Annotated in this window: 9 protein-coding genes and 1 tRNA gene; 2 read left to right on the top strand and 8 right to left on the bottom strand. The window is 58.6% G+C overall.

Features of this window, described 5'->3' with window-relative positions; genetic code table 11:
- Positions 1–300: 300 nt before the first annotated feature.
- Complete coding sequence (locus KQI84_01215) at positions 301–1221, top strand: hypothetical protein (protein MCB2153478.1); 921 nt, start codon at positions 301–303, stop codon at positions 1219–1221.
- 198 nt (positions 1222–1419) lie between these two features.
- Here the strand turns inward: KQI84_01215 and KQI84_01210 are convergent.
- The 6 genes from KQI84_01210 to KQI84_01185 all read right to left on the bottom strand — a co-directional run bounded on the left by KQI84_01210 (position 1420) and on the right by KQI84_01185 (position 9861).
- Positions 1420–1497: transfer RNA gene (locus KQI84_01210), tRNA-Glu, on the bottom strand.
- Positions 1498–1635: 138 nt separating this feature from the next.
- On the bottom strand, positions 1636–3774 hold the full coding sequence (locus tag KQI84_01205; GenBank protein ID MCB2153477.1) for a S8 family serine peptidase: 2139 nt from the start codon (positions 3772–3774) through the stop codon (positions 1636–1638).
- On the bottom strand, positions 3771–4979 hold the full coding sequence (locus tag KQI84_01200; protein MCB2153476.1) for a hypothetical protein: 1209 nt from the start codon (positions 4977–4979) through the stop codon (positions 3771–3773). Before KQI84_01200 ends, KQI84_01205 begins: the two co-directional genes overlap by 4 nt.
- A 68-nt stretch (positions 4980–5047) precedes the next feature.
- Positions 5048–7207: a hypothetical protein gene (locus KQI84_01195; GenBank protein MCB2153475.1), complete on the bottom strand. Its 2160-nt coding sequence runs from the start codon at positions 7205–7207 to the stop codon at positions 5048–5050.
- Between the two features lie 294 nt (positions 7208–7501).
- Entirely contained in the window at positions 7502–8710 is a 1209-nt protein-coding gene (trpB, locus tag KQI84_01190; GenBank protein ID MCB2153474.1) for a tryptophan synthase subunit beta, read from the bottom strand.
- 23 nt (positions 8711–8733) lie between these two features.
- On the bottom strand, positions 8734–9861 hold the full coding sequence (locus KQI84_01185; protein MCB2153473.1) for a hypothetical protein: 1128 nt from the start codon (positions 9859–9861) through the stop codon (positions 8734–8736).
- Between the two features lie 265 nt (positions 9862–10126).
- On the opposite strand from KQI84_01185, the gene KQI84_01180 reads away from it, so the two are divergent.
- Positions 10127–11344, top strand: a complete 1218-nt coding sequence (locus tag KQI84_01180) for an ammonium transporter (GenBank protein ID MCB2153472.1) — start codon at positions 10127–10129, stop codon at positions 11342–11344.
- Between the two features lie 14 nt (positions 11345–11358).
- On the opposite strand, the gene KQI84_01175 is transcribed toward KQI84_01180, so the two are convergent.
- A complete protein-coding gene (locus tag KQI84_01175) occupies positions 11359–13080 on the bottom strand; it encodes a hypothetical protein (GenBank protein MCB2153471.1) in 1722 nt (573 codons plus the stop codon).
- Positions 13081–13127: 47 nt separating this feature from the next.
- Positions 13128–14306, bottom strand: a complete 1179-nt coding sequence (locus tag KQI84_01170) for a glycosyltransferase family 4 protein (protein MCB2153470.1) — start codon at positions 14304–14306, stop codon at positions 13128–13130.
- Positions 14307–14457: the final 151 nt, after the last annotated feature.

The following is a 14457-nucleotide window of genomic DNA, read 5'->3' as shown; positions in this document are numbered from 1 at the left end:
GGACAAAAAAAAGCGGCCCGGCTTGTGGCCGGACCGCAAATTCGGTGGTGACCCGTACGAGATTTGAACGTACCATTGGGGAGGAATAGCCTGTATTTGCAGCGCTTTTGCCACCTGAACCCATTTTAATCGGCTCAAAATGGTTCAAGTTTCCGCTCCTGATCTGCGAAAATGAGGCTCAGTCAGCATTTGCCTTGTGTCTCGTCGTTTCCTAATGGCAGAAGCAGTATGCAATCGATTCCAGCACAGCGTCAGGGATCGTGTTCACGTTGGAGAATCTTTGTTCAGAGGGGATGAGAAATGGGCGACGACAAACCTACCTGTTTCATAGTAATGCCTATCAGTGTCCCTGAGCATAGGCTAGAAGAATATGGGGGACATAAGGATCACTTCAAGCTTGTTTGTGAGTACATCCACTGCGCTGCGGTGGAGAAGGCCGGGTTCCTCCCCATACCTCCCGCTGCAGACACAACAGTCAATATCAACGCAGAAATTGTCAGGCAGCTCTGCGAGGCTGACCATTGTCTAATCGATATGTCTGCGTGGAACCCGAATGTTCATCTTGAATTGGGAATTCGGACGGCGCTGAATAAGTCGATTACTCTTCTTAAGGACGACAAGACAGAAGAGCCGCCTTTCGATGTGAAGACTATTGGATACTGTGATTACAGCAGCAACCTCCGCCCCCAAGCCCTCAAGGCCTCTGTCCAAGCAATATGCGAGAGATTGGAAAGGGACAAGGCGATTAGAAAGGAAGGAAATCCGATCTGGAAATACTATGGGATAGAGATGTCTGCCGTCCCCGCTACCGTCAAAGGAGAAGACGCTCTGGCGGCGAAATTTCAGAACGCACTAGAAGAGCTGCGTTCAGAGGTTCTTGCTTCAAGGCGAACGAGCGCTGCAGCGTTGAACGTCGAAACCTCAGAGGGACCGTGGACCAAAGAGAACGTCACTCTCTTGGGGGCGCTTCACAAATTTTTAGAATCGATTTCTGAGACGAGTGTTGTAGCCACGGGACTCACGCACAACTCAATTGGCTTCAAGATTGACTCGGATATTAGTGACCCGGATGAGGAGAAGTTGTCACGCTTACTGAATTCGTTCTTCCTTGAACATACGGTGAAGGAAATCTCGGTTGATGCTCCGCTGCATCGATACTTCTATGTATTGCAGGATGATGGTAAGTGGGTACTCTACAGACTGCCGAGACGCCATCTCTAAAGAGGGTAGGCAGGTACTGCTTACCGGCTCCAAGCATTTGGTTTAATACCCAATTACGTTCTTGAAACCGCCCTTGTGGGTCTATCGCTCGATGGAATTGGGTTCTTGCACCGAGAATCCCCCAGAGGGTCACTCTGGGGGATCGGCGGTAAATTGGCTCAAGTCTTTGTTGTAGAGAGCTGATTTTGCTAGACTTAGTGGTGACCCGTACGAGATTTGAACTCGTGTTGCCGCCGTGAAAGGGCGGTGTCCTAGACCGGGCTAGACGAACGGGTCACGGTCTTTTCCCTTGGCGAGGGCGGATAGCCGCCGCAAGGGACGGGGAATATACGAGGTACCTTGGGGCTTACGTCAAGCACGGTTTTCGACTTTTTTCTTCCCGAAATCACCGCCTTGCGGTGACGCGACATCCAGCTAGCGAAACGTCCATCCGGAAATCGCCGGCCCATCGGATTCCTGGGCACTTCCACTGATCGCAATGGCATAGCCCTGGGGCCCATAAACGATGGTTTCTGCGGTGACTTGAACGGCGAATATCCCGGGTGTCCCCGCGGGGATTGTAACCCCCTCGACGTTGTTGATGCGATCCGCATCGCCCCCGGGCTGCGATAGACCTGTTGCCGCATCGTAATTGTTGCCGCGATACGTCGTTCCGTCCGACAGGTTGATGACTGTCAGATCGAGGTCGTTGACGAGCGCGAGACTCGCCGCAGGATCGGCCGGATAATCCGACCACACGAGCATGATCCGCGTCGGAAGAACGGCAGTGCTGCTCTCATCGATATAGTATGTGTCCGCCGGGCCATCTGCGTCCGCGAAACCCCTGCGTTCATCAACAACGATCAGTTGCCGATCGTCGCCTTCGAACTGCAGCGAATTCTCCAGGTGAATGCGTCCCCAGCCCTGGTACTTGTTCGGGGGAAAGCCACCTATTGGGATGCTGGTCATGTTGACTGCGCCCGCAAGCAACGTCGCCTTGATCAATGCAGCAGAGGGCGTGAAAGCATTCTCGGGCTGCTTCGTGCCCGTGGGGTACCAGCCTTCGGTGAAGTACTGACGAACAAGCGCCGCGCTTCCAGCGGAAACGGGCGAGGCCATGCTGGTGCCCTGGGCGATGCTTGTCTCGCAATTCCCAGACACCGCATTGTCGTCGTTCAGGGCTGTGCGCGTCTGGCCTGGAGCTGTCAGATCAGGCTTGATGCGTCCATCGGATGTCGGGCCGCGACTGGACCACGTGGTTATATCCTCGTAGTCATTTCCGGACAAGGTCGGCGATTCAGTCGCTCCCGCGGCCACGACGTTCTTCGCCGTGGAGGGACTGCCAACGCTACCCGATGCGGGCCCATCGTTTCCGGCGGCGCAGAAGATCAGGAATTCCGGATTTCGCCACGTCGCGTCATCCATGTCGGCGGTCGGAAAGGTGTACGTGTTGTGCGGAGTGTAGTTCTCGCGATCGCCCCAACTATTATTGTGGATGTTGGCACCTTGGGCAACAGCCTGATCCAGGAATGGCGTGAGGTCCACGACCGGACATCCGAGTGCCTGCAGATCTCCGCAATTGTCCACCGCATAACCACCATCTTGCACGATCAACTGGGCAAGCGGCGCCATACCATTTGAGGCATTGCGCGCAAGTGGGTTATTGATCCATGCACCCAAAGCGTTTCCGGCAACCCATGTGCCATGATTCTGACTATCCCAATCGCCGTTCCCGGGATTGAAATCGCCGGAATACAGAAAGTCGTAGATGATTACAGTGCGCCGCGTCAGATCGGGAGTGCCCGTGCCCGTGCCCTCCACGGTCGGAGGAAGGCTCATGTCCGCTTCGCGGTGATAGCAATTGTCGGGATCAAGCCCCGTATCGAGAATGGCGATAATCTGACCTTCTCCGTGGATCCCGCGATCCCAGATTGGCCTCCCCCCGCTCGGCGATCCTGCCTGCGTTATAGGGGATGCGTTGTCATTCAGCAGTCGCGCGCTGCCGCCTGGTTCGATTGTATAGACCGCGCGCTCGGCGCTGACAGACGCGAGAAGCTCCGAGCGTTCCCCGGCCGGCACGGTGACTCCAAGTCGATATTTGCCCGGCGTATTTGACCGATTTGTGATCCTGCCGCCGGCGGAGAGGACCGCCTTCTCGGCTGTCGATGAATCTTCGACAAGTCCGATAACCAATTGGATCGGTAGTTCCGGATTAAGTTCGGAGAGGGCATGCAACTCCGGTTGGATCTTCCATTCCGGCTGGAGAGTCATAGCGGTACGAGTCGTGCGCAGCCATTCGTTCGCACGTGTGGGTGATGCGACGCGTACGAGGAACGCCCCCCTCGGGATGTACGCGATAACATCCAGCCCGGCGCTCTTCATGTTTGCCCGCACATCCGGAGAGACCCCGAACGAAGGCTCAACGATCAGGAGATCTCCTTCTGCGGCGGTGGCTGCTTTCGGATATGTCAAAGCGGCCTCGGAGATATCGCTGTCGTTGTAGAGCACTTCGCTCTCAGCAGGAGAGGTCGCGAGGATGGCAAGCAGGAGTGTCGCCGCAGACAATCTCATCATGTCGCATCTGCCCCTTTCTCCGCCGAGGACGGTGATTCATTGCGAAGCATTTCGGTGCAGCTAGGAGGGCCAACCTCCTTTGGAGGATGAATACGGCGCAGATGACTCAACCGCAGCCGTTCCATCTCCACTTCATCTCCGGCGAGGAAGGCTTGCACGAAGGGAATCGCGTACTCCGCCTTTCGCATGGCATCGCGCCGGTTGCGCTCCCACGATTGCTTTGCCCAGCGACCGAGCATTGCGAGCAGGAACGCCAAGCCGATCAGGAGCACACCCACGATCAACTGAGGAACACTCTGCTGCAGATGCCCCGCGATGATCTCGCCCAGCATTCCCCGTAAGTTCAACCAACCCGTGGCGTGATTGATGGGCGCGATGACGAGCTTCACAAAGAGCACGGCTCCCAGCACAAGAGCCACCAGCCAGCCAACGCTCAGCAACGTGACTCCCATCATCACGAGCAGACCGGTGAGGGCGCGTTTGCCGGCCAATTCCAGCGTCGAGAGCGTGAAGAGCTCGTGCATGCGACCGGCTACTTCTCGAGCGGCATTCCGGGCACCCATCCAATAGACGAACGGAAGGGCGGCGATCATCACAACAAGCATTGCCAGCAGCAGCACGTAGTCGCCCACTGTCAAGCCGCCGGATGCGAGAATCAAACGGACGGCGATATACAGCGCCATCACTGCGATGGCTACGATGATCCAGCAGATGCTGCCGAAACGCCAGTTGCGGTAGCGATTCTCAAGGAGCAACGCCTCCGCATATTCCGACGGCGTGGCGGGAGTCGTCGCAAGATCCAGAAGTGCCCGGCGATGAAGCGATGAACCCAGCACGCCATCGATCCAGCGGGGGAGAGCGATGCGGCGATCAACTCTCCGCTTCCGATAAATCTGGAGCGCGATCGTCAGGAACGATCCGATCAGAAGTCCGATGCAGCCAAGTGTGAAGAACATCACAATCGTTGCGACGATCATCAGGGGAACCAGGAATCCGGCCAGCCAGGGCAGCATGTCGGGGGTTCCATCATCCGCGCCGCCTCCGTCGAACTTCGGCATCCGGAATCGGGCGGCACGGCGGCGGACCAGGAACGCCTGGAATAGCCCGTTCGTTTCCGCCGCGGCCAGAAAGGGATCGCGGCGGACAAGCCATTCAGGAAAGCAGGGTTTGGGGTCGCCCGGTTCTGTCCGGTCACGATCGCTCATAAAGGGGCGCTCCGCTTGGCCAATTGTACCAAGCGGAGCGCACCGGCCGTCAAATGTCCAGCAGGGCTTTACAGGTTTGCGCGATACTCCAGCATTACCGCGTTCAACTCCGAAACGCTGATCACCCCGTTGCCGTCCGTATCGGCGGAGGGCGGAGCGGGGTCACCGTAGCGATAGGCCGCGACGACCGCGTTCAGCTCCTGGAGATCGATCACGCAGTCCCCATTCTCGTCGCCCGGGACTCCACAGCCGCCAATGGGCGTCGGTGTCGGGGACGGCGAGGGCGTCGGCGTCGGGACCGGAGTCAGCGTCGGCAGCGGGTTGCTGTAGGCATCGAGCACCGCATCCAGTTCCGCCTGGTCGATGACCCCATTGCCGTCCGTGTCGGCGCTCGGGGGCGCCGGGTAACTGACCGGATCGCGATAGGCATTCAGAACGGCGGTCATCTCATCCAGATCCACCACGCAGTCGTTATTCTCGTCTCCAGGCAGATCGCACGGACCTGCTGGAGTCGGTGCCGGTGTCGGCGACGGGGTTGGAGTAATCGAAGGCTCCGGGGTAACCGGCGGGATGTCTCCGCGGTAGTTACCGATCACCGCGTTAAGCTCATCAACGCTGACCACTCCGTTGCCATCCGTATCGACGCTGGATGGAGGCGGAATCTCGCCACGGAACGCGAGGATTGCCTGGTTGACTTCGCCCAGATCCACTGCGCAGTCGTGATTCTCATCGCCCGGCTGATCGCACACAGGCGTCGGCGTTGGAGTCGCAGTCGGAGTGTCGGTGGGCGTCAGACTTGGAGTCGGCGTGGGAGATGGACTCGGTGTTGGAGTCGGCTCGTTGTCGATAATCGTCAACGTATGTGTGTCCGGCGAACCCATGTGAGCGTTTATGGGATTCGAGAGTTGCAGAAGAACCGTCTCGGGACTTTCCAACAGAGAATCGTCGACGATGGAGAGCAGAACATCCTGCGTCACGACGCCCGGCGCGAACTCCAGTGTGCCGGTACCGAGGAGTGAGTAATCGTCCGGCGAGACGGCTGTCCCGCCCGCGATCACTGCGTAGTCCACGTAGGTCCACAGAGGGTCTGCCGGGTGATCGAGCGTCACCGTGACTGTTGTTGTTCCAATCGACTCACTCACCATCGAAGTTGTTGTGGCGAACGACACGTAGGCCACGGGCACATCGATCGCATTGATCTCGCCCTCGATGCGGTAGTCGTACCAGACCGAGAGGAGACCGGAACCTGAGAAATTCTGTTCGCCGAAAACTGCGCCGTAGACCGTGCGCTTTCCGGAGGTCTGGATTTCTCCCCACGACAGGAAGAAGCCACGGTGGTTGATGTACATTGTAGTATCGGGCGCAACGGTGCCGTCCGGCATGACGACGAATGGATTCCCATCCGCATCGAGAATATCCTGGTTCACGACAGGGTTTGCGTTGCCCTTGAATTCGACATCGTTTGCGACGAAAAGCAATCCGCGGCTGTGCGTCTGGCCGGCCTGACTCTGAACAAGCGCCATGTTCGACTTATCCGCTGCCGGGGGCTGTTGATCGATCGTATCGATGAATGCGTATTGAAGATATGGATGCCAGTAGTCCGGATCGGTTGGAAACACGCTGAACCAATCATCGAATGGCTGCAAAATAATCTGCCCATATGTCGGGCTTGCCGGATCGGGATCCGTTCCCCAGACATCGCCTGAGATGTCCGCCCAATAGTAGGGGAGATTCTTGGAAAGGAAGACGTCCTTCCAGTGAGCGTACTCATAATCAGGCAACGTGATGCTCTGGTGCTGGTAAAGGTGCTCGTAGTTTTGCGGAGCCGTTGGAATCGCATTCAGGTACGGCTGGAAGTAATGCGGTTCTGTCGACAGAATTGGCGTGGTGCTGTAGCCGGATGAATACTGGCCGTTCGCATAGCGCGTCGTATTACTGTAGTAAAGCGTCCCTTCAGTGCGAACGCGCAGCCAGGGATCTTCCAGGCTGTTTGATAACTTCCCGACCAGTGGATTGGGCAAGACGACGCTTCCCTTGGAGCTCAAATCGCCCCAGTGGATATCGAATCCACCGCCGTAGGTATTGGTGTCCCATGCTGTAATGGCTGGGAACTTCTCCTGGGCCGCCGCGTGCGATGCACCGACCGACAGGGTCGCGCCGATAATCAAGCCAGCTAACGCAAAACGAATCACTCCGGAGCAGAATCTTGAATCAGACCTTGAATTCATGGCAACAACTCCTCCGCTGAAGGACATTGTACTGTTCGGCCGATCACCTGTGCGATTCTGGGGTTGGAAACAGCGCAAATGGCTGCAAGACCCCGATATATATATGCGGCATCGACCAGATTCCCACTGCGACTACCCTACTTGCCGCTTGGCATCCACAAATCGATTGGATGGACTTTTTGTCATACTGTTAATGGCGATCGGGAGGAGGGTTTTTACAACAAAACCCCGGGGGACATAGAAAACGACCCCGCTCAGGGAGCGGGGTCATTCATCGATTGTTGGGAGTATCGCTCAAACGTCGATGTGTTTCTGAAGACTGAACATGTCCTTATCGCCTCGGCCGCTGAAGCAAATGACAACGACCTCACCGGCCTTCACTTCTGGTGCCATGCGAATGACTTGCGCAACCGCGTGTGCCGTTTCGAGGGCGGGGATAATCCCCTCCAGTTCAGAGATTCGGCGAAGAGCAACGAGGGCTGCATCATCCGTGATGCTGACATACTTTGCCCGTCCTGTATGCGCATACATACTGTGCTCGGGCCCGACGCCGGGATAGTCCAGCCCGGCGCTGATGGAATGCGCCGGCGTGATCTGGCCGTCCTCATCCTGAAGGACGAAACTGCGGGAACCGTGGAAGACACCCACTTTGCCGGAACCGATTGAAACGGCGTGCTGACCTGTTGAGAGACCAAAGCCTTCCGCTTCGACTCCCCAGAATTTCACCGCATCATCATTATAGAATGGATGGAACATTCCCATGCTGTTCGATCCGCCACCGACACACGCCACCACATGATCCGGCAGACGATCTTCGCGTTCCAGTATCTGTTCGCGCGTTTCTTCGCCGATGACCGATTGGAAGTCGCGCACCATCATCGGAAAGGGATGCGGACCGACGCACGAGCCAATGATGTAATGCGTATCGTCGCAATTGGACATCCAATCGCGCATCGCTTCGTTTGTTGCGTCTTTCAAAGTCGAACTGCCGCTGGTCACTTCGCGCACTTCGGCACCGAGCAACTTCATGCGGAAGACGTTCAATTGCTGACGCTCGATGTCCTCGGCACCCATATAAACGATGCACTGCAGACCCATCAGTGCGCATGCCGTTGCCGTGGCAACTCCGTGCTGCCCCGCGCCTGTCTCGGCAATGATACGATTTTTGCCGAGGCGCTTTGCCAACAGCGCCTGGCCCAGCGTGTTGTTGAGCTTGTGCGCGCCTGTGTGGAGCAGATCCTCGCGTTTCAGGTAAATGCGGAAGTGCCCGCCGAGAGCTTCTTCGAGCCGGCGCACGCGCGTCAGCGGAGTCGGTCGGCCGGCATACTCGGTCAGGAGTTGTTCCAGGTCCCGCTGGAACTGCGCATCGCTTGCCACCTTGGCGTACTCCGCCTCCAGATCGAGCAGCGTCTGCATCAATGTCTCGGGCACATAGCGTCCGCCGAACAGGCCGTACTTGCCGTTCGCGTCGGGGCGCGCGGGCGCCGGCGTCGTGTTGGTCATGCGGAATCCCTTTCGTTACGATCCTACTGTGTTGGCGGGGCGGTGATCACATCGCCGGCATCCGCAGTGCCATCGGTGTTTAGGTCATAGGACTCGGCGTCTCCCGGCATGATGCCGATCAGGAACATGGCGGCTTCATTGCGGGCGATCGCAGAGTGCTCGACCAGGATGTTCTGGGTTGCAGAATTGTCAAACGCCACATCGAAGACGTTGAGGCTCTGGCCGACCAACGTCGAGTTCGGAGGCGTGTTGTCGTATGCTCCCAGTTCGATGCTGAAGGTCTGGCTCATCGTCGCCGATGTTCGGAAGTCAAGATACATCGCGCGGCCCATCGAGAACGTTGTCGAGCCTGGAAGGTCCGCCGCATGCACGTAGCGATAGTCGAATCCGCCGGCATTGAACGGGGCGCTGCCGAGATCCGGTTCGAATGATGGCGCTTGATCAGGAGCCCACTCTGCCGATCTGACACCGAGGAACTCGACGGAGTTCTCTGTGGCGCTTACTTTGATGTGGGCCTCGGCGAGGTCTTCCGGCGCCTGCGACATGTCGATGGCGACGGTGAATGGCGAGTTGTTGTATGACGGATCGCCGTACACGAGGGCCGTCGCCAAAGTGACCGGGACCGAGATGTCGTAAGTCTTCTCGCCGGCTACGATCGCTTCATCGTCTTCTGTCAGATTGTAGGTGATCGCCGGCTGCTCGCCGAAATCGGGGCTGATGCGCTTGCGAGGCGTCAGGGTCACCTGTGAGTTAGCGGGGGAGTCCAGAACGCGGAATGTAATATCCGCCAGATCCTGATCGAGTTTCGTCTGAGTTCCAAAAAGATCGATGGCAGAGTACCCACGGTCGGCAGTTACGCCGGGATTTCTGGGATCGGATGTCAGGGCCGGACTGACGGTCGGAGAGAGGGAGAATCCACCCGAAACCGAACTGGCGGCAGTGACTTCAAGCGATGTGCTGTCGTAGACGATATCGAATGCGTAGCCGTAGACGGCCTCATCGGCATTCACGACGCTGGCGCGGACCGTGAATTCCTGGCCTGGCGCCAGTGACGCGTGGTCCGGCCAGGCGAAGTCGATTCGCGTCACCTGGCTCCAGCCGGACGCGGCCATCATTGCAAAGATCAGAAGAAAAGACAGACGCCTCACCATTGGATCACTCCCGGTCAATTCAGAGGGCTAACCCTCAGAGGGAGAGCGTTTCCTGTCAGCAGTGGTTTGTCAACGGGACCCTTGGCGTCGGGATGTTCTCTCCTCATCGCTCTGCGGTCGGCCTCCTCGGTTGTCGGGGCTGGCGGCCGGCTTGCGGAATTCATTGTGTCATATTTTTCCTGAATTCCATTATGTTTTGTATGGACACCCACCGCCCGCCTGGAAATCGTTTTTGTTTGTTCAATCTAAGGAGGGAGTTTCACGAATGGGATTCGATACTGGCAGTACTGCTTTCATGCTGGTTGCGACCAGCCTGGTAATGCTGATGACGCCGGGATTGGCCTTCTTCTACGGAGGGCTGGTGGGACGGAACAACGTCATCACAATCATGATGCAGAGCTTCGTCTCGCTCGGCATCACGACAATCCTTTGGTTCTCAGTCGGATATTCGCTGTGCTTCAGCGGCGATGTCGGCGGAATCATCGGCAACCTCGACATGGCCTTCCTGCAGGGCGTCAACCTTTCGGATGCACTTTCGCCGACCAATAACATCCCTCTGATCGTATTTATCGCGTACCAGATGATGTTCGCCGTCATCACGCCGGCGCTGATCACGGGAGCCTTCGCGGATCGCGTGACGTTCAAGGCCTACCTGATTTTCCAGGTTGCCTGGCTGCTCTTGGTGTACTTCCCGTTCACGCACATGGTGTGGGGTGGCGGAATCCTGGCGCAGTGGGGCGTTCTGGACTTTGCTGGCGGAATCGTCGTCCACGCGACCGCCGGTATGGCAGCTCTTGCCTCGGTCTTCTTCATCGGCAAGCGCCACGCCAAGCCCAGCGGGCCGCACAATATTCCGCTGATTGCCTCCGGCACCGCATTGCTCTGGTTCGGATGGTATGGCTTCAACGCCGGCAGCCAATTGCGCGTCGACGGGATTACGGCCCTGGCGTTCTTGAATACGGACATCGCCGCATCATTCGCCGCGATCGTTTGGTTGGCCATTGAGTGGCGTGATACGGGCAAGCCGAAGTTCATCGGACTCCTGACTGGCGCCGTAGCAGGCCTGGCGACCATCACTCCGGCGGCCGGCTTCGTCAGCATGAGTGCCGCTGCAATCATCGGTATTCTATCTGGCGTGATTTGCTACTTCGCGGTGAAGATGAAGAACAAGCTGGCGTGGGACGATGCGCTTGATGTGTGGGGCGTGCACGGCGTCGGTGGCGTTCTGGGCGTGACTTGCCTGGGCCTGTTTGCCAGTACCGCCGTCAATCCCTCGGGTGCGAACGGACTCTTCCACGGCGGGACGCACTTCTTCCTCGTGGAGATGGGCGCGATCATCTTCGCAGCCGCTTACGCGTTCTTCATCTCCTACGGCATGCTGAAGCTGATCAGCTTCATCACCCCGGTTCGCGTTTCCGATTCCGCCGAGGACTTCGGACTGGATCTGGAACTGCACGGAGAGCACGCGTACGACACAGCCTGATCGAAGCTTGAGAATCAATCTGAAGCGTTTGAATCTTCCGCCGCCTCCATCTCACGAAGGAGGCGGCGGATTTCTTCGCCCAGCATGTCCGCGCGCTGGAGGGCTCCCTCAGAGATCGCGACATCATAGTCCGGGATCTGTGTACGACGGCCTTCGAGCAACTGAATCTCGAATTGGCGCGCCACGGATGGAAGCAATGCAGCAGCTCGCTCAGCAGCCGGCGTCTCGGCGTAGTGAGTCAGGATCATGTCGATCAGATTCCAGGCTTCCTGCGGGTGGTCCATGAAGTGCGCGCGCTCTGCCTGCTGGTAGAACGCCTCGGCCTGATACGGCCGCCGCTGCTGTTCCATCGCGATCTCTTTGCGGGCGGCTTCCGCCAGTTCCACGGCCTGCTTCTGCACCGGGGTCTCGTGATCGGGATTCAGCGCGATCTTGTTTGAAATCTCGATCACATCGAACAGCAGACCCTTGTCGTAGGCCTCGATCGCCTGGTCGAGGAGTTCCATATCACGTTCGGCGCGCATGACCGAGAGTTGCTCATCCACGATCTCACGGAATTGCTCGTTCTGACGGACCTGCTCGAAGACCGGAAGGCTCAGTTCGAACAGGTCATGTTCCAGGCCCCATTGCGCCAACTCGAACAGCGCGATCGGATCGTCGGGATCGACTTCCTCCTGCTTGACTTCGAATTGGGCCGCATTGAGCAGGCGATTCAACTCCGGTGTGCGTGTGTCCTCGTCGACCGATTCCAACAGCCGCAGCGCCCATCCCGCATCGCCATCGTTGAGTGACCGCGCCGCTTCCGAGCGAATCAGACGATTGCTGGCGCTGAGCGATTCGATCGGCATGATCGGAACCAGCCACGTTTTGAGCCATCGCCGTGCATTGCGTTCCTCTTGGTGGAACTCGGCCCAGGTGGTCAGTTGGCGCAACGTAACGAGCGCACGATTGCGGGCAACCTCCGGGACCTCCGGCCAGAGATCCTGAGCGATGATCTGCAGGGCGCGTTCGTAGTCATCGCGATCGCGGGCCGCGGCCGATTCGGAGAGTGCGACGAGCGCCTTCTGCCCTTCCGCGCCCTCTGGATTGAGAAGGCGGAAACGCTCGATGTTCCCAACGGCCTTGTCGTACTGGCCGCCGTCTGCATTTGCGCGAATCTGGCGGCGGAGGAATTGCTCGGCCCAGACCAGTGCTCGCGGATTCTCGCGCAAATAGTCGATTCCAACTTCATCAAGGAGTTCCGCCGCGTCTTCTTCGGCGCCCAGTTCCGACAGAATCCGGGCGAGCGTGACGTTGCCCGGTTCTGTCAGGAATTCGGCACCGATCAACTTGCGAACCTGGAAGCGGGCCTCGACGCGGCGATCGCTTGACATTTCGGCCGCTGCGCGAACCAGCGTCGACTCGTTGTCGACGAGCGCCTTCTCCAACTGCCCCTTGTCGCCCTCCAACTCCGCGGCCTCCAGGAGTTGGATGACGCCTTGCGCCAGTTGGCCGCCATGCAGCGTCTGGGCCGCCTTCAGAACGGCGTTTGCGTTTGGATTCTCGCGATCGATGCGTTCGATGGTTGATCGAGGGAGTTGCAGCAGACTACCCGACGTGCGGATTGTCACGCGACTGTCGGTCTCTTGTGTCACCACCCCATCGACGGTCAGCCCATTCTTAAGGAAGATCGTATCAGCGTGCAGGATCGACATGAGGAGTGTGGCGCTAAGGCATGTGGGCACAATAATCCGCATCCGCCTTGCGCGGCTCCAATGCCGATCATCTCGTGTCTTCCAGTGCCTCATACAGATTTCTTTCCCATCAGTCGCTCATAGAGCTCTTCCAGGCGGTGGGCCTGCTTTTCCCGATCGTGATAATGACTGATCGCGCGCCGGTTTGTTTTGGCGATCTCAGGGCGCTCATCCCGACGAGAGAGCGAACGGCGGATTGCCTCAGCCAGCGCATCCGGATCGCGCGGGGCGACGACCTCCAACTCCATCCCGTGGCTATCGCGCAGGACAGGCCCCAGATCGGGACATCCGCCCGCGACGGCTTGCGAACCACAGGCCAGACCTTCCAGGACGGTGCAGGACAACAGATCGGTGTAGGGGACGCTCGCGAAGACATCGCTCGTGCGGTAAAGTGCGGCCATCTCCTGCGAATTCAGCCGTTGGGGAATCTCGATGACCCGCCGCGCATCGGTTCCCAAGGCCAGCTTCCGGCTTTTCCAGTCCTTCAACACGACTGGATCCGTGCGCGACGTCAGCACGGCCAGATGCAAATCGGGGATCTCCGGCGCCAGGCGCGCGAACGCATCCATCACGTCGAGGCTGCCCCAGTAGTCCTGCCCCTGATAGGCCGCGAGCCCCCTTGGGCTGAAGAGAATCGGCGCCTCTGCTGAAATCTCAAGGGCGCGGCGCCAGTCGGGATCTCCCGCTGACGGTTCAGGGCGGAAGACGTCAAGGTCTACGCCCCAGGAGAATCCCCACGCCAGTCGGGGAGTGATCCCGAGCGTTCTTGTCAGGAAGGGGCCGATCGTTGGGAGATTGCAGGTTATGGCATCGGCGCGGCGGATGGACTGGCGCACCAGGAAGGCCTCCGTTTTGCCGGCTTTCCAGCCCGTGAAGACGTCGCTTCCGAAAGGCTCGACAACCGTGCGGGCATCCGGAAGGGCTCTCACGGCCGCCCAGCCGTTGTTCAATGCATCGAATCCATGAACGATGTCCGGTTTCCAGGCCTTCAAGACCGGCCGAACAGCCCAGGGGGCAAAGAACTCCGCGGACCGGCGATGCCGGAAGAGACCGAAGGCCACGGCGTTCAAGGCCTTCGACCAGCGCGGTGGAAGCCACTCCGCACCGGGGATTGGCTCTGTCGGCTCGTCCTGCGTGACCAAGGCCAGCTCGTGTCCGCGGGCCGTCAGCCATCGCGCCCACCGTTGCAGGTGGGTATTGCTGGCGACTCCGATGAAGGCGATCCGCATGCGAATGGTCCTGGCGCAAGGTTGCGGGCCTTTCCAACACGATTCGTCCACCGGGCCAATGGGATTATGGACTCATCGGGGAGCAGTCACTAACAGAAGCCGTTGACTTTCCGCCGGGCCTGACTATTGCATAACCCGCCCCTGGGAACGG

This window comes from bacterium, assembly GCA_020444065.1.
Classification (GTDB): domain Bacteria; phylum Sumerlaeota; class Sumerlaeia; order SLMS01; family JAHLLQ01; genus JAHLLQ01.
The sequence above is the reverse complement of the archived record's forward strand: the minus strand, read 5'-3'. Positions and strand labels throughout refer to the sequence as shown.

Coding starts and splice junctions, on each gene's coding strand:
- KQI84_01215 (MCB2153478.1), top strand. CDS start 301: ATGGGCGACGACAAACCTACCTGTTTCATAGTAATGCCTATCAGTGTC.
- KQI84_01185 (MCB2153473.1), bottom strand. CDS start 9,861: ATGGTGAGGCGTCTGTCTTTTCTTCTGATCTTTGCAATGATGGCCGCG.
- KQI84_01195 (MCB2153475.1), bottom strand. CDS start 7,207: ATGAATTCAAGGTCTGATTCAAGATTCTGCTCCGGAGTGATTCGTTTT.
- KQI84_01170 (MCB2153470.1), bottom strand. CDS start 14,306: ATGCGGATCGCCTTCATCGGAGTCGCCAGCAATACCCACCTGCAACGG.
- KQI84_01180 (MCB2153472.1), top strand. CDS start 10,127: ATGGGATTCGATACTGGCAGTACTGCTTTCATGCTGGTTGCGACCAGC.
- trpB (MCB2153474.1), bottom strand. CDS start 8,710: ATGACCAACACGACGCCGGCGCCCGCGCGCCCCGACGCGAACGGCAAG.
- KQI84_01205 (MCB2153477.1), bottom strand. CDS start 3,774: ATGATGAGATTGTCTGCGGCGACACTCCTGCTTGCCATCCTCGCGACC.
- KQI84_01175 (MCB2153471.1), bottom strand. CDS start 13,080: ATGCGGATTATTGTGCCCACATGCCTTAGCGCCACACTCCTCATGTCG.
- KQI84_01200 (MCB2153476.1), bottom strand. CDS start 4,979: ATGAGCGATCGTGACCGGACAGAACCGGGCGACCCCAAACCCTGCTTT.